Below are 16,230 nucleotides of genomic sequence, written 5' to 3'. Positions count from 1 at the left end.
TGTTTTCTGTGGTTACTAAATATCATAAGGGAAGGCATTCCCTATTTCTATACAATTTAGAAATCTTTTGTGCGTTTACACAAGATATTTTACGCTCTCGCAGAAACAGCCGTTGCCCTTGAACTAGTTGTCGTAGTCGTGGGAATAACGGCTGCTCGTAACAACCCTGCTCGACTAAAGCGCAAGGTTTGAGCTGTCACTGTGGTATTACTCGTACTTTCAGTAGAGGAATCGGCTACCTGATTGTTCGAGACACCGATTGTCGTTGAACGCTTAACAACACCTGCTGCTGATGCAGTTGAACTCGCAGCTGAACTGGCTGGAACTCCCGCGGATGAACTCCCAGCTGAACTCGCTGTCGTGCTCGTAGAAGCGACTGAAGCGGCCGCCGAACTGCTCTGTGAGCTTTCGACCGCCGAAGACTGAGACGCTGAACTGCTCTTCGTTGCTTCACTAGCTGCGGAAGAGCTCGTTGCTGAATTGACTAACGTTTTTTCTGTTGCTGCTGAACTGGCAGAAGATGAGGCTGCACTAGAAGTTGACTCGCTGGTCCGTAACGCCACCGTAGACGCACTTGACCCCTTTGTCGAGGATTCGCTCGTGCTTCCATCACCGGAAGCACCATCGGATTGGCTCGAAGAATCAGCCTTTACTGTTAGGCTTCCCACACCTAAGAGCGTAAATGACGCTAAAGCAGCAAATACCCACTTTTTACCTGCCTTAAACATCTTATACCGCAGTTTAGGATCGCCATTAAAAGCTTGATGCCGCATGAATTTCACTTTTAACAAGTCCCTTTTTTATCGTTAATCTTATTGATTAACTTTCTATCGTAAAAGATTAAAAACCATTATTGATTGCCCCTGAAAGTAGACACCCTATAAAATAATTCTCTACAAATATTATTTTAGCACAATTCAACCGTGTGCACTATTTAAAAAATAGAATTAAGTTTGAAATAAAATGTTTAATTATAGAATCTATTAGATTTTAGTGTATAAATTTGTCAAAGATGCATCCCCTCTCTTAGCAGTATTAGTGTTGCCTAAACTCAGCCTTTATTTTGTTTGTACAATAGTTACAATTACTGACATATCAACGTTTAAAAGCATTTTTTATCTTATGATAAGATTAGTAGCAATAATTACGCCAATAAATTTAGAAAACAATATCAACTAAACAAACTGGTGTCACAACGACTATCAATTACAATTCTCTTTATATTTTTTCTTTTAACCAAAATTAGCAATTTGTGCAACCGACACGAGTTGAACAAATTCGATTTGAAAGTCAACCTGCTTTTTAGTCTGTTTTAAGTTTCAGAAGAGATATCGTTACATCAGGTACTGTTTGTAACAGCGATTAAATCATTGTTACCCACGGACGGAGATAGCGATTGCTCAATTTTACCGCTAGAAATAGGACTCCCCTTAACTTAAATGGTTCAGCTCATTCCGTCATCTCCAAGCACGCAAAAAAGCCTGAGATCAACACCCCAGGCCTTGTTTGCGTGCCAGCCAGACAACCCACACCACCTAAACCTGATGACTAAACCGTCTTGGTTCAGAATGATTCGGTCATCAACCTTAACGCTTAGCAAGCGACTAACTGATTTTATTACCCGTACTTTCTAAAATCTCTTTTTCAATCACTAATGCCATATCTGCCGGAAGCGGCGCATAACAGGTAATCCACTGTCCTAGAAATGGCTGGTAAAAGCTGACCCGTGCACAATGCAACGCTTGCCGATGAATCCAGGGATTGGTTTGTGTCCCATATAACCAATCCCCTAGTAGTGAATGGCCCAGTGACTCACAGTGCACCCGAATCTGATGGGTTCTTCCCGTATGCAGCTTAACTGCTAATAAACTAGCCGTTGCGGATTGCGCACGAACCCACAGTTCCGTTTTAGCCTGACGACCATCTGCACGGACGGCCCGCTTGATAAATGACCCTTCCGCCCGGCCAATCGGTGCTTGAACCACCTGATGTTCCGGAGTGACCCGACCACTTGCCACCGCCACATATCGCTTATCCAGTTCACCATTTTTTAACTGTTTATCCAAAATGGAATGTGCAAAGTGATGTTTGGCAAACAGGACTGCCCCGCTGGTTTCCCGATCCAACCGAGTCACAATGTGGGTCACTGTACTGGGCGCCTGAATCGCCACGAGATGACCCTTCACGCGATTAGCCAACGTATCATCGGGATACAGGTGGGATGGCACAGAGGCCATCCCTGCCGGCTTATTGACCACTAAAAAGTGTTCATCCTCATATAGGATGTCCAGTGGCCGCATTGAGACTGCCACATGGTCGTTGGCCGGTTCTGGTGGCAATTGCAAGCCGACCCGTTGGCCAGGATGAGCCATGGCCACTACCCGGACTTCTGTACCATCCAGCGTGACCACCCCACCGTGAAATTTAACTTGTTTTAAAAAAGTCCTGGTTACACCATGTGCCATTAATACAGTCCGAACGTGGACGGGGCTCTCCCCGTCCACAATCCATTCAAATGTCGTCATCATGGCTGTTCACGCCCAATGAAGGATGCCTCGACTCGTTGCCAAAAGTGTGTGTGCCGATACTCAGCAAATGCAATTCGCTGCCGCGCGATACGATAGGAGATGGCCTTGATAGGTCGCCCTTCGATACTCAGTTGATCGCACATCAAAACATTATCCGCAGCATTGGCGGGTTCAATACGAATCCACTCATCGGCTGGAATAATCAGCGGGGACCCTAACGTTCTAAAGACCAAGTTATTGATCGACGCAATTTCTGCCATTTGTACGGCATTGAACTGTGGATTCAACACCGCACCGCCAACGGACTTATTGTAAGCCGTTGAGCCAGTTGGCGTTGAGATACACAGACCATCGCCCCGAAAACTCTCGAAAAACTCACCCTTAATGTAGACATCAGCAACCATCGTTCCGGAAACCTTCTTGATGGTCGATTCATTCAAAGCCAGTGCTTGATCCGGATGGGTACCGTCCGCGTATTCGACCTGAATCGTCAACAATGGGTAGCTCACACTCTGCCCATTGTCGTTGACCAAGCTCTTGATCAATTCTTGAACCTCATAGTCACGCCAATCCGTGTAGAATCCCAGGTGACCCGTATGAATCCCTACGAACCGAATCTTATCGAGCCGGTCGTTGTAATGGTGAAAGGCGGACAGCAACGTGCCATCCCCACCGACCGTGACCACGATATCCGGGTCCAGACTATCGAGTGTGACCTGAGCTGCAGTGAGCCCGTCCTTTAACGCGGTCGCTACTTTCTGTGAAGAAGGCCCGTTATTGCTAAAAATGGAAACTTTCATACTCAATCTTCCTTATGCTGAGAAGGTGTTGCCCCGTCATCATCCCGTGGTGGCGTGATGTAGTGCTGGGCCTCCTGAATCTCTTCTCGAATTTCGGACATTTCCGTGTCCAGCTTAAATGCGGCCTCCGCGGCGCGTTGTAATCGTGCACTCAATTCAGCGGGGAAGTCACCTTGGTACTTATAATTTAAGGAATGCTCGATGGTGGCCCAAAAATTCATGGCCAACGTCCGCACTTGAATTTCAGCTAATATTTTTTTCTCACCGGTTACCAATTGTACTGGATATTCGATAACAATATGGTAGGAACGGTAGCCACTAGGTTTTTCGTTGTGAATGTAGTCCCGTTCTTCCAAAATGGTTAAATCGGTTCGCTGCCGCAAAAGATCGACAACTTGATAAATATCCTCGACAAATTGGCACATGATCCGTAAGCCCGCAATATCCTGCATATCTTGTTCCAAGCGTTCTTCGGCGACGTGCCGGCGTGACATTTTTTCCTTAATGCTGGGGACCGGTTTGACACGTCCGGTGACAAACTCTATTGGCGGACGCTCGTTACGGTTCTCGAACTGCTTTCTGATACCGCGGAGCTTAACCTTCAGCTCACTGACGGCCTGTTGATAGGGCAATAAAAATTGATCCCAATTCGTTATCATGACAACTATCCCCCAACCATAATTACACGTCTTATCTTTCGATTTTACCATAATTCAGTCCCAACTGAGAGTAATTACTCCCCGAATTCGTTAAGAATTTCACTAATGGTGCAATCTGGGTAACCCGTGACTTTTACGAGGCGTTTAGCTTTACCTCGCCAAGAAAATGTTGCATGATTAGGTTGCGTTTTAAACGAACGGTATTCACCTCAAACAAACGTTCTGATTGCTATTTTTTGAAATTTTGCTAATGTAGTGGTATTGTTACTTTTTGTTTGGCGACCCTTGCTGATTGCCAATTCGAACGAGTATAGGAGGAAGCAATGTGTTAGAAGTCTATTTGTTCGTCAACCCATTAGGCGCTCGTTGTATGCGTTCCGAGCGTAACATTATGAAGTTGGCCGATCATCTCAATAGCAAGGTGTCGTTTCAATTTGTTCCGTTGTTAAACCAGCAGATCATTGAACAGGCCTTGCCCGCGCACCCCACTTTGGCTGAGCGAAATGCCTTTTTCAACGTTTACTATCAAGCCATTCTCGCCTATAAAGCGGCCCTCTTTCAGGGGAAGCGCAAGGGGCGTGATTTCCTCTTAAACATGCAAATGGCCGTGGTTAACGACCATCAAAAATTTTCCAATGACTTAGTCTTAAATCTGGCAAAAAAATGTCACCTCGACTTAGATATGTTTACGGAAGACTGCCAATCTGACTTGGCGAAGCAGGCTTTCCAAACCGATCAAAAATTAGCGGCCGAGATGAAAATTGAGCAGTCCTCATCCGCCGTCATCTTTAACTGTGATGTCTCACAATGTGGTCTTCTGCTCAACGACGTAACTTATGAATCACTCTGCGATGTTTGTGAGAGTCAAGGCGTTGCGACTAAGGAAACGTTAATGGCCGAACCAACTTACACGTCGAACCGCCAAGCAGCTTCATCAGGGGGAGGCAACTATCACCCTAATCTTCACGTTCTATAACGCCTGCTGAATCGTTTTACGTAATTGCTAATCGAACCATTCGTAAATCTCGTTTTCTCTAATTGGGGAAACGAGATTTTTTTGCCCATTAATTTGTTGACTTCCCTAATATCAAATCCGTTAGCAATATGGTATGATTGACCCAACTATTTTTTTGAGAGCAAGGGGATAAATTATGCCAACGGCCATCGTTACGGACACTGCTTCTTACCTGACGCCCGCTCAGGTTGCACAATACCATATTGTCGTTCTACCGATCACGGTCATTCTGGGCGACCATCAGTATCCGGAATCCGAGTTGAGTCTGCAGACCTTCTATGACTACCTGAACACGGATAATGAGTTACCAACGACAGCTCAGGTCTCCTTAGGCCAGATTGAAGAAGCCTATGATCGGCTGGCTGCTCAGGGCTTCGATGAAATCATTTCAATTCACCTGTCCAGCGGAATTACGTCATTCATGAGCAACCTCAAGATGTTCTGTCAAACCTACACTAAGGCACATATCTATCCCGTTGACTCATTGGTTGCCAGTGCTGGCGAGGCGAATCTCTGTCTTCTTGCTGGTCAAATGGTCGCCAATGGGGATAAGGCTGCTGATATCGTCCCAGAACTGGAAAATCTGCGGAGTACTATGCAGGTCTACTTCGCCGTTGATAATTTGAGTCACCTTGCCAGAACCGGCCGTCTCAGTAACCGATCCGCAATTATTGGCAATCTGCTCAACATCAAACCGCTGCTAACATTTAATGACGCCGGCCAAATTATCGCCATCGGTAAAGAACGGACCATGAAGAAGGCCTTTCATTATATGACTGACCGTCTAGAGGAATCGCTAAAGGCGACTGACTATCCGCTCCACGCAACCGTCATCAATGCCAATAACGCCGACCTAGCTGATGAATGGACCGCCGAGCTAACGGAACAATATCCCGAAGTCCGTATCTCGCAGAGCCAACTTGGTCCCGCCATTAGTGTCCACACCGGTGAAAAAACGATGGGCCTGTTATGGCAACGTGACTGGCAATCCTTCTAATAATTTCATAACTAGACAAAATGACCACGTTACCTCTCTTGGATAACGTGGTCATTTTTACTTTGTTCAATGCTAGAGATTGACCGTCAGGAAATGCTGTCTGCTTAACATTAGTCACATTGGCTAACCGATCTTCTGGCCAGATGAACGCATCTCACCCTACTTTTTCAAGTGATGGGCTAAGTCGTTGAATTCGGCTAATCGCTTGTCAAAGGTTGCAAAAGCCGTTTCCAAGTAATCTGGTTGGGTCATGTCGACACCCGCTTTACGCATCACATCTAATGGCAACGCTGAACTTCCTGACTTCAAGTAAGTCAAGTAAGCATCCCGCTTGGCGTCATCACCACTCAGAATTCGTTGTGAGAGCGTCGTTGCGGCTGCAAAACCTGTGGCGTACTGGTAGACATAGTAATTGTAGTAGAAATGCGGAATTCGTGTCCATTCGTCAGCAATCTGGGGATCCTTGGCTAAATTGTCACCGTAGTAACGTGCATTCAGGTCACCATAGAACTTACTCATAAAGTCCGCCGTCAGTGTTTCGCCTGCCGCTGCCTGTTGGTGAATGTAGTCTTCAAACTCAGCAAATTGTGTCTGCCGGTAGACCGTCCCCTTGAAGCCGTCCAAGTAGTGGTTCAACACGTAAGCGCGAACCTGCGGATCAGTCTGGGTCTTCAACAGGTAATCCGTTAGCAGGTTTTCGTTCGTCGTCGACGCAATTTCGGCCACAAAGATTGAGTAGTCACCGTATTGATAAGGTTGATTGCTCCGGGTATAGTGGCTGTGCATGCTGTGACCCATTTCATGAACCAGCGTAAATAAACTCTCTAGGCTATCCTGCCAGTTCAGTAAGATATACGGCTTGGTGTCATACATCCCCCCAGAATAGGCCCCCGTCCGCTTGCCTTTGTTTTCGACCACGTCAATGGCCCGACTATCGAACATCTTTTGTACATTGGCCACATAATCCGGTCCTAAGACTGATAACGCCTTTAAAGCCTCTTGTTGTGCCTCTTCATAGGTGTAGCTCAGGCTAGGCTCGCCAGTGATTGGCGTATACAGATCGTAGAAATGAAGATCCTGCAATCCCAAAATTTCTTTCCGCAACCCAACGTACCGGTGTAGAGAATCCAAATGGGCATTGACCGACTTAACTAACGTGTCATAGACCACCGCAGGCACATTATTAGCACTCATGGCCGCTTCGCGAGCACTGCCGTAGTGCCGAATCTCAGCATCAAAATTATGCGTTTTAACTTCGCTAGACAGGGTTGAGGCAAATGTATGGCGGAACTGTTGGTAGACGCTGTAAAGTGCCTCAAAGGCCTGCTTACGAACGCTAGGGGTGGTTGACTGCAGTAAAACGCCATAAAGCCCTTCTGACAGCTGAACGTCGTTGCCGTCAGCATCTTGCACAACGGGGAATTTCAAATCAGCATCGCTTAAAACACTGTAGGTCTTGGATGACGCAGCGAAAATGTCACTCGCCCCTGCCAATAATTTCTCTTCGGCAGCAGATAAAGTGTGTTCACGTTGTTGACCTAAGACATCGAAGTAGTGTTGATACGCTGCTAACTTTGGTTCTGCATCGATCAAAGCTTGGAGATCCGCAGCTGGTAACGCTAAGACCTCGGGTTCAAACCAAGATGTCGCCGATGAAACCGTCGCAATCAAGCTATCTGCCTGACCAGAAAGTGCTTGCGCATTGGCATCGCCAGTATCCTGATCATTCTTCAGGGAGGCATACACATAGGCCCGTTCCAACTTGCGATTCAGCTCAAAGATCGTCGTCGTGACCTGATAGAGTGCTTGACCACTCTTAGCCAGCTGGCCCTTTAACTTGGCCGCTTGCTTGGCTGCCTGTTGGATGTCACTAATGGCGGCCTTAAAGGCCGTATCATCGGGAAAAATTGGGGTTAAGTCCCAAGTCAACTCGGTTGGAACTGCGGAACGTGCGGGAATTTGCTTCATATCTTCGTCCTCCTTAATTTTGCATAATAATAGTCTACCACTTTCATCTCATTATTTGGCCATTTAGCCTGACTTTTTCTCATCATTTTTTAACCATACTGTATAATCCGCGGCCCATTGGGGTTCTGCGTTAATTTGCCAGCCGGACTTTACCCGACCCAGGTAACCCGCCGCAATCAGCTCCTGTATAAAATCGTGTTGTGCACGGGCCAACCCCACCTTGCCATCAAACCGACCAGCTCGTAGGTGACCCCCAATCACCAGCAACCCTTGTACAGCCAGCCGGTCGATGGTGGCCGGCGTTAGTACCGTCCCGCGCAAAGCAAACAGCCAGGCGCCGACAACTGCTCGCCAAACCAAAAGTCCCTGCCCAAATAGGGGAAGTGTTACGTGTTGGGTCACGAAGGCTGTTGGAAAACCGGCCAGATGGTAGCCATGCAGGTACAACGTCTCTTGCAGCGGACGCAAGGCGGGAGTCGCTCGCATGAGTTTCTGGTTCAAGTCATGCCGAAATTGGCGAACATTGATCGGCGGTACCCACAGTCGCCGCTGATTGCCCGCCTCTAGTTCTGACAAACTTGCCACCCAGCTTTGCCAATACCCGTAGCTCCCCGTAGCATCCTGATACAGGTGATGGACCACGCGAATCTGTTGTCGACCGACGTCCCAAAAGAGCAGGCACAATCCCCAACCACGCAATGGGCTGGCAAACCGATCAATCAAAGACCAGCCAATCTTTTGGCGGCCAAAACGTTCACCCAAGAGCCAACAGGGATAGGCCCCCACCTTGCGGTATCCCGCTGTCCGCTGAGCCACCTGTTCAGCGCCAATGGGACTACATTGAAATTCCACAGCAACCGGCTGAGTGCGGGCGACCCAACAGTCGGCACGCTGCTGAATCTCCGGCAAATTTTTTTCAAACGTCACTGGTCCCCAGGCACCAAAAAACTTTGCCAATTGACGTTTTCCTAGAATATGTTGCTGGGTCTCACCCTCAGTTGCCACGGCACACGTCCCTAGATTCTGATGGGCAAAATAAGGGGCCACGTGGGTACCATGATGCAGGATCACCGTCCGCTGACAAGCTGGGCACTGATAGGCATGGTGCCGAACAGCCGCTATAGCATCGACTAACTTCTGATTTTCCAACGCAATCAGCATGGCACCCATCCCCCCTTTACACTGACTAACTCCGTAAAGGTTAATGCCATGTTTTTTGTATTTCAAATAAATTTAATTTTATTGGCTACACTGGATTATGACCATTAATAGTATCAATTTGCCGTCGGGTCTTAGTCCACTAGTGTCGTAGCTTTTGCTTATAAGATAAAAAAACAACTGCCCAAATTCAGCAGTTGTGTTCTTTAATTTATTTGGTTATTCAGTAGTCTTCGGGAAGTGCGCAATCACTTGATAGATTGGTCCCTTAGCTGAAAATTTCTGCTCGTACTCGGTCTCAATGTCCTCCACGCCATCAGTTGCGGCGTGCAGGTCTAGCCAAACACCATCGAAAATCAGCCCAAAGTTGTTTAGACTTCCCAATGAATACTCGAAAAGTCCCCGATTATCGGTCTTGAATTGAATCTGCCCCTCTGGCTGCAAGACGTCAGCATAGTGGGCTAAGAAGACGGGGGACGTTAACCGCCGCTTGGCATGACGACTCTTAGGCCAAGGATCGGAAAAGTTCAGGTACAATCCAGCTACTTCACCAGCGTCGAAGAAGGTATTGATTGCCTCACCATCCGTGTGAACCATCTGAATATTGGTCAAACCGCTGGCAACGACCTTTTTTAAGGCAGCCGCAATGACGGACATCTGAATCTCAATTCCAATAAAATTCTGGTCGGGATGTTGGCGTGCCATTTCGACAATGAACTGGCCCTTTCCCGTGCCAATTTCTACAAACAGCGGTTGTTCGCTGGGAAAACGACTCTGCCAATTTCCCTTCAGTGGTTCTGGTTCCGTGACCATCTTATCGGCATGGTCTTCAATGTAGCCCTTGGCCCACGGTTTATTTCGCACACGCATCGTAAAATTCCTCCTTGATTGTACCTGAGTTCTAAACAACAACGGCGGGCACGAGGTTTGCCCCGCTCCCGCCGACGTCTCTAATCAGTTGCTGACTCTCTCGTCAGCTTTTCTAATAAAATTAAATGTTGATTCATAATCTGGAAACGCTGTTGATGGTAACTTTCGGCAATCACGCTCAGGCAATGAACTCGTGCATACCAGTTCACCCGAGACGTTAAGTCCGGCGTTAACCGTTCGCCGTAATCCTGTAACCAACGTTGCCACTCCTCTAACGGCACATACTCACAGAGCAGTGCGCCAAGATCGAACGCTGGATCAGCAAATGTCGCGGCATCCCAATCGACCAAATATAACCGTTGACGATCAGACAACAACCAATTCTTATGATTTAAATCACCATGACAAACCTCATAGTGTGTCTCGGGCAGTTGGGGCTGCTCAGCTTGTAAGCTAGCAAAGGCTGATTGAATCAACGGATGTTGGCGTAAATCTGCAGCTAAGGCAGGTTGCAAGCGAGCTAACAACTGGGCGGGCGTTGTGGAACGACCGCCGACTTTTAATAACATTTCACGAAGCAATTTTGAGTGATGCGCTCGGTGAAGAATTCGTGCGACCCGCTGCTCGCGCATTTCTTTGCGATGCAACGTTCGACCGTTCAGCCATTCCTGAGCTGTCATCACGTCCCCTGTAGCTAGGCGCTTCGTCCACACCAACCGTGGGGTGATTCCCTCAACGGAAAGTGCTGCAAGAAACGGTGACGCGTTTTGTTTTAAGAACACTTTTTGCGACGCCTTTGTGCCCATATACGCTGTGCCTGTGTTGCCACCCAGCGGAAATAAGCTCCAGCCGTCACTAATATCTAGTGCCATTCGTGCCACCCCTCCTCGATTTGTCAGCTATTATCAATTCTATGGGGAAATTACGACAACGTCAAGCCTTATTTTTCATTGCGCGAGCTAATCGCTGTGGCGTGTAGATTCTAGCCAGATACCAAACCTCTACGAGTTCGACCACTAGCGCGATTCCGGCCGTCACCAGGCTCAAATTAGCTATGATGATCACGACCCACATCAGTAAGGCAGCAACGCCCAAGATCAGTGTAACCAGGCGTTCAAAGCTCTTCAACCGTAGCTCCGGTGCAATCGGATAAATGTGCGTGAAAACCACATCGTCATACTGCTGGAAGAATGGTAAGAGTTGAAACCCAATCAGGTAGATGAAGAGGGCGGCGAGAAAGATGGGTAGCCATTCTCCCCGGACAAAGTACAGTAGCAGCATCCCAATGACGGTCAACCGGACTACCAGTCCGCTGAAGTCAGTTCCCCGCACCATACCGCGACTAAAGAGGTACGCGTAAGTCTGTTCATGGGTCGGCTTAATCGACTTGAACAGCCAGTCGAGGTAACGCCGGCGTTTGATGGTCCCCTCCACCATTGGTACCTCGGTAAAGAGATTGAAGAACCGATAAATCCCTAACATCCGGTTATCCTCGATTTTGATCTGTTCACGCCAACGAATCTGCTGTTGTTGCCAGTGGCGTTGCATCCAAATGGCAACGACGGCATCCACTAAGAGGGCTAGGACGATGGCTGCGTATGGCGTTAACCAGACACCAATCGCCAGCGTAATTAAGCCCAATGCCCATTTGATAGGCCAGTCATTCATCCGGCGTTGCCCCGTTACCTGATAGGCACTCGCCAGGTCTAAACGCAACAGTGTGTCCTTTAAAATAACCTGTGCAATCAGTAACCCCACGATTTGTGGCACTGACCACCCTAAGGCCACTCGCAGAAATGGCGCTAAGAGAAAGACAACGATGACTTGTGTCGTCTGAGCTAAACCTTGACTGTACCGGCGTGCCGCTACTAAATAGGCGTGCATGGCGCGTTCCTTTGGCAAGAGAAAGACCCGGTCGGCATCTTCAATTAAGGTGGCAAACCGGCCGACCTGCAAGGTTACCAGTAAGACCAAGACAACGACTACCGGTGCCCACCAGAGGCCCAGCTTCAACTGTTTTAAAACGTTTGAGTAGCCGTATCCCAGGCCGCCCAATAGAAACATTAACGCAAAGACGAAGAAATCATTGAAAACCAGCCGCAAATATTTTGCCATTTCCCGGAGATGGCGTTGCAGCCGGGACTTAAATAGATCGGTCATGCGCGGTCGACCTTGGTCATTGAAAGGTAAATATCGTTCAGCGATTCCCCCGCTTCCGGAAGAGCGGCTTGTAACTCGCTGAGAGTCCCCTCGGTCTTAACTTGACCATCATGTAACAAGACAAAGCGGTCACAGTACCGCTGGGCGGTATCCAACACGTGCGTTGACATCAGAATGCTGGCCCCCGTTTTTTTCCGTTGCTCGATCAGGTTTAACAGATCGTTGACCGCTAGTGGATCCAGACCCAAGAAGGGTTCATCGATGATGTAGAGCTTAGCCTGCGTTAAGAACGCACAGACGATCATCACCTTTTGCTTCATCCCTTTAGAGAAGTTTGCCGGGAACCAATCTAATTTATTGTCGAGCCGAAAAACCTTTAATAAGTCGTGCGCGGTCTCCCAAGCTTGTTTCTGATCTAGATCATAAGCCATCATGGTCATTTCTAGATGTTCCCGCAAGGTCAATTCCTGATACAACACGGGTGTTTCTGGAATGTAAGCAATCTGCTGTTTATAGGCCTGACTGTCCTGATCAATGGTGACACCGTTTAGCGTGATAGTTCCTTTATGTGGCGTTAATAGACCGATGACATGATTAATGGTGGTTGATTTCCCAGCCCCGTTCAACCCGATCAATCCGACTAATTCTCCGTCCCGAACGTCAAAGCTAATATCCTTTAAGACGGGGATCTGTGAGTAACCACCCACTACATGGCTGACTTCTAAAGCCATTATGCATCCCTTCATTTCTGTTAAATTTAAGTTTTTAAGACCGCCAGTTGGCCCGCTAATACAGGCAACATCGCAACTAACGGATAACTGTCCCATTATACCATAGCCCATTAGGTAAACGAATTTGTCTGCCAGGTTGATCTGTAAGTCGCGCTGGCGAGTAGCCGCTGACAATCGTTCAGGAAGAGCCCCATTCTCGGCAGTCAGGCGGTGCTCCTTAAATGAAAAAAACTTCTAGGAAACCATCAATTGGCCACGCTAGTCCACCAGCTAACTAAACCGCTTGCCAAGCCGTCTCCTCGATGGTGTATAATGAATGAAATCGAACCGAAAGAAGGAGTTTTCATGGATCAAATGACCCTCGAGCCACACTATGCCGACGACTGCGTTTTCTGCAAGATTTTAAAGGGCGAAATTCCCAGCTACACCGTCTACGAAGACAACATCGTGAAGGCCTTTCTAGACATCTCCCAAGGAACTCCCGGCCACACGCTGGTAATTCCGAAGACCCACGTCCAAAATATCTTTGCCTACGATGCTGACTTAGCCGCTACTGTTTTTTCCCGGATTCCTAAAATTGCTCGTGCCATTCAAGCAGCTGACCCCACCATTACGGGCATGAACATCGTGAACAACAACGGTAAGGTCGCCTACCAGTCCGTCTTCCACTCTCATTTCCACCTGGTTCCCCGTTACACGGACCATGATGATTTCAAGATGATTTTCCAAGACAACTCTGGCAACTATACCCCCGCAAAGTACGCCGCAATTCAAGAACAAATTAAAGCACACTTGGAGGCTTAATTATGCAAATCGGTCGTTTCTTAGCAGGTAGCGTTCTCGCAGTTGGCGTTGGTTTGGCTGCTTACTTAACTTTAACCAAACAAGATCCCCTCACCTGGGGGAAAAATGTCGGCGAACAAGCCAAGCACACGGCAGCTAAAATTGATGACGTCAAAGACGCTAAAGCTAATTTAACGCAGAGCACCCAACGATTAACTACCGCAATCGATGCGGCGATGCCAGTTTTCGATGATCTGCAATCGGATATTGAAAAATTTACCTTCAAGATTGCTCCGCGCGTCGAAAAAATCGAGGAAACTGTGTCACGCTGGGACAATGCGTAAATTTGAACTTTTTGTAAAGCTTTGCCGACCTTTTTAGGTTTAGCAAGATTTGTGTTATGATGTCTGAGTATGGTGTTTACACCAATTTTGATGAATGGATGTGTTGAGCAATATGAAGAAATGGTTTATTGCCCTCGCCGGTGTGTTATTAACCTTTACGCTTGCCGGCTGTGGGAACAAGACCGTTGCCACGACTAATGGTGGTAAGATCACTGAAAGTGCCTACTACAGTAGTTTAAAGGGGACTTCCTCTGGTAAACAAGTTCTGCAACAAATGATTTTGAACAAGGTCTTGGAAAAGGAATACGGTAGCAAGGTTAAGAAATCTGCTGTTACCAAGCAATTCAACCAATACAAGGCACAATATGGTTCATCATTTAGCAGCGTCTTAGCTCAAAGCGGTATGACGCAATCCAGTTTGAAGACGGAAATCCGTTCTAACTTACTGTTGAAGGAAGCCGTTAAGGACAACGTTACGGTTACGGATGCGCAACTTAAGAAGCAATTCAAGAGTTACGAACCAGAAGTTACCGTTGCTCACATCTTGGTTTCCAAGAAGTCCACTGCTAATACTGTTATCAGCGACTTGAAGAGCACTAAGAAGAGCAATCTGACTAGTGAATTTACCAAGTTAGCTAAGAAGTACTCTACTGATACGGCTACCAAGAACAAGGGTGGTAAGTTGAGTGCCTTCGATAGCACTGACACATCGCTTGATGCCACCTTCAAGAAGGCTGCCTTCAAGTTGAGCACTGACGAATTCACCACGACGCCTGTTAAGACGCAATATGGTTACCACGTCATCTTGATGTTGAAGAACCCTGGTAAGGGCACTATGAACCAACACAAGGCTGAACTGAAAAAGCAAGTTCTTGACAATGACATGAACGACAGCACTGTCTTACACAATGTTGTGGCTAAGGTCTTGAAGAAGGGTAATGTTTCTATCAAGGACAACGACTTGAAGAACATCCTCTCTGACTACTTGTCATCAAGCAGCTCATCAACGACTGCAAGTTCATCTTCTAAGTAACAGCAACTCATTTATGACTACAATTAAGGGCACCGACTATTTTGGTCGGTGCCCTTTTTGTGTCGGTCGTTTAAGTGGTTCTTCTGGTGTCGTTCTACTAAGTCAGTAAGAAGTTCGCTTACTGACTTAGTAGCTAATGAAAAAGGACTGATTACCAGTCCCCTTTGCTAAAGCCTTCATTTGTGGTAGAAAATTTTCAATTAATCTAGTCCGTCTTCGGTTGCGGTGTGTCCGTTGTTGGCCGATAGAACCGACGACCGTCCATCGCGAAGACGCGTTCTGAGAACTCCCCTGGTTCCGTGTGCCCCACGACCGTATCGAGCATCATGATTGACGCATCCAATTCATCCAATTGATGCAACACGTCGGCCTCACGCAATGCTGGCCGCACTGGTGAGCCGTACTCCAAAAGTCCGTGGTGGCTGAGAATCATGTGCCGTAATAACAGCACATCTTCCGCCTGAGGATCCAATTTCAGTGGATCACAGGCCCGGACCAGTTCACCATCGATCAACACAATGTGGCCAATTAGATTACCAGCCAGCGTGTAGGTCGTTGACTTGGGCCCAGACAATTCAATCGTCTTTCCCAAATCATGCAGGATGGCCCCCGCATACAAGAGCGGCGCGTTCAGGTCTGGATACTGCCCCACAACAGAATGGGCTAGCTTCAAAATGGAAATCGTGTGGAAAGCCAGACCGCCCTGAAAGGCATGGTGATTACTCTTGGCTGCAGGATACGTGAAGAATTGGTCCTGAAATTCTGCCAGGAGTTTACGCACGAGTCGGTTCCAAGTTGGTTGCGTAATTTCAAAAATCGTTTGGTTAATGTACTCTTCCATCTCTGCTCGCGACATGGGTGCGCGCTCGATGAATTGATCTGGGTCGGCTGGCTCACCTGGCCCCGTCAAACGCAAGTGGAAAATCTTGATCTGCGGATGCGTTTGGTAGTTTTCACGTTTTCCCTGTAAATGAATGACCCGGCCAGCCACGTAATTTTTAACATCTTCCGCCGAAGCATCCCAGTATTTTCCTGAGATTTCACCAGACTGGTCCTCAAATACCAAAGCAATGTACTGTTTACCGTTCTTTGCGGTGCGCACATCTGCTGATTTTAACAACGCAAACACGTCTACCGCTTCATCAACATCGTAATCCATTAACTGTTTTGTTGCCGCCATTGAA

16 protein-coding genes are annotated in these 16,230 nt (G+C 47.5%); 5 read left to right on the top strand and 11 right to left on the bottom strand.

Annotated elements, in window-relative coordinates; all coding sequences use genetic code 11:
• Positions 1-89: 89 nt before the first annotated feature.
• The 4 genes from FAY32_RS13485 to FAY32_RS13470 form a co-directional block, all read right to left on the bottom strand.
• Entirely contained in the window at positions 90-773 is a 684-nt protein-coding gene (locus tag FAY32_RS13485) for a KxYKxGKxW signal peptide domain-containing protein (protein WP_158727602.1), read from the bottom strand.
• A gap of 831 nt (positions 774-1,604) precedes the next feature.
• Positions 1,605-2,525: an RluA family pseudouridine synthase gene (locus tag FAY32_RS13480; protein ID WP_143463994.1), complete on the bottom strand. Its 921-nt coding sequence runs from the start codon at positions 2,523-2,525 to the stop codon at positions 1,605-1,607.
• Positions 2,525-3,328: an NAD kinase gene (locus tag FAY32_RS13475; protein ID WP_143463988.1), complete on the bottom strand. Its 804-nt coding sequence runs from the start codon at positions 3,326-3,328 to the stop codon at positions 2,525-2,527. Before FAY32_RS13475 ends, FAY32_RS13480 begins: the two co-directional genes overlap by 1 nt.
• 2 nt (positions 3,329-3,330) lie before the next feature.
• Positions 3,331-3,987: a GTP pyrophosphokinase gene (locus tag FAY32_RS13470; RefSeq protein WP_143463987.1), complete on the bottom strand. Its 657-nt coding sequence runs from the start codon at positions 3,985-3,987 to the stop codon at positions 3,331-3,333.
• Positions 3,988-4,312: 325 nt separating this feature from the next.
• Between FAY32_RS13470 and FAY32_RS13465 the strand changes: the two genes are divergently transcribed.
• Together FAY32_RS13465 and FAY32_RS13460 are read left to right on the top strand one after the other, a co-directional pair.
• A complete protein-coding gene (locus FAY32_RS13465; RefSeq protein WP_143463985.1) occupies positions 4,313-4,963 on the top strand; it encodes a DsbA family protein in 651 nt (216 codons plus the stop codon).
• Between the two features lie 175 nt (positions 4,964-5,138).
• On the top strand, positions 5,139-5,999 hold the full coding sequence (locus tag FAY32_RS13460; RefSeq protein WP_143463983.1) for a DegV family protein: 861 nt from the start codon (positions 5,139-5,141) through the stop codon (positions 5,997-5,999).
• A 159-nt stretch (positions 6,000-6,158) separates the two neighbouring features.
• On the opposite strand, the gene pepF is transcribed toward FAY32_RS13460, so the two are convergent.
• The 6 genes from pepF to FAY32_RS13430 form a co-directional block, all read right to left on the bottom strand.
• Positions 6,159-7,967 carry an oligoendopeptidase F gene (gene pepF, locus FAY32_RS13455; RefSeq protein WP_143463982.1) on the bottom strand — a complete coding sequence of 603 codons (1,809 nt, stop codon included), beginning with the start codon at positions 7,965-7,967 and terminating at the stop codon, positions 6,159-6,161.
• Positions 7,968-8,030: 63 nt separating this feature from the next.
• Positions 8,031-9,128, bottom strand: a complete 1,098-nt coding sequence (locus FAY32_RS13450) for a competence protein CoiA (protein WP_143463980.1) — start codon at positions 9,126-9,128, stop codon at positions 8,031-8,033.
• Positions 9,129-9,344: 216 nt separating this feature from the next.
• Positions 9,345-9,995, bottom strand: a complete 651-nt coding sequence (trmB, locus tag FAY32_RS13445) for a tRNA (guanosine(46)-N7)-methyltransferase TrmB (protein ID WP_143463978.1) — start codon at positions 9,993-9,995, stop codon at positions 9,345-9,347.
• A gap of 80 nt (positions 9,996-10,075) precedes the next feature.
• Complete coding sequence (locus tag FAY32_RS13440; RefSeq protein ID WP_143463976.1) at positions 10,076-10,867, bottom strand: phosphotransferase family protein; 792 nt, start codon at positions 10,865-10,867, stop codon at positions 10,076-10,078.
• Positions 10,868-10,928: 61 nt separating this feature from the next.
• Positions 10,929-12,155, bottom strand: a complete 1,227-nt coding sequence (locus FAY32_RS13435; protein ID WP_143463974.1) for an ABC transporter permease — start codon at positions 12,153-12,155, stop codon at positions 10,929-10,931.
• Positions 12,152-12,886, bottom strand: coding sequence for an ABC transporter ATP-binding protein (locus FAY32_RS13430; RefSeq protein WP_143463972.1), 735 nt, complete (start codon positions 12,884-12,886; stop codon positions 12,152-12,154). Before FAY32_RS13430 ends, FAY32_RS13435 begins: the two co-directional genes overlap by 4 nt.
• 345 nt (positions 12,887-13,231) lie before the next feature.
• Here FAY32_RS13430 and FAY32_RS13425 point away from each other — a divergent pair, with 345 nt between their 5' ends.
• From FAY32_RS13425 to FAY32_RS13415, 3 genes are all read left to right on the top strand, one after another.
• A complete protein-coding gene (locus FAY32_RS13425) occupies positions 13,232-13,690 on the top strand; it encodes an HIT family protein (protein ID WP_143463970.1) in 459 nt (152 codons plus the stop codon).
• Between the two features lie 2 nt (positions 13,691-13,692).
• Positions 13,693-14,013 carry a hypothetical protein gene (locus tag FAY32_RS13420; RefSeq protein WP_143463969.1) on the top strand — a complete coding sequence of 107 codons (321 nt, stop codon included), beginning with the start codon at positions 13,693-13,695 and terminating at the stop codon, positions 14,011-14,013.
• A gap of 112 nt (positions 14,014-14,125) precedes the next feature.
• On the top strand, positions 14,126-15,046 hold the full coding sequence (locus FAY32_RS13415; protein WP_143463967.1) for a peptidylprolyl isomerase PrsA: 921 nt from the start codon (positions 14,126-14,128) through the stop codon (positions 15,044-15,046).
• A gap of 205 nt (positions 15,047-15,251) precedes the next feature.
• On the opposite strand, the gene FAY32_RS13410 is transcribed toward FAY32_RS13415, so the two are convergent.
• Complete coding sequence (locus tag FAY32_RS13410) at positions 15,252-16,226, bottom strand: 3'-5' exoribonuclease YhaM family protein (protein WP_143463965.1); 975 nt, start codon at positions 16,224-16,226, stop codon at positions 15,252-15,254.
• Positions 16,227-16,230: the final 4 nt, after the last annotated feature.

This window comes from Levilactobacillus enshiensis (assembly GCF_007115095.1).
GTDB classification, from domain to species: domain Bacteria; phylum Bacillota; class Bacilli; order Lactobacillales; family Lactobacillaceae; genus Levilactobacillus; species Levilactobacillus enshiensis.
Note: the sequence above shows the minus strand (reverse complement) of the source record. Positions and strands in the feature narration are given on the sequence as shown.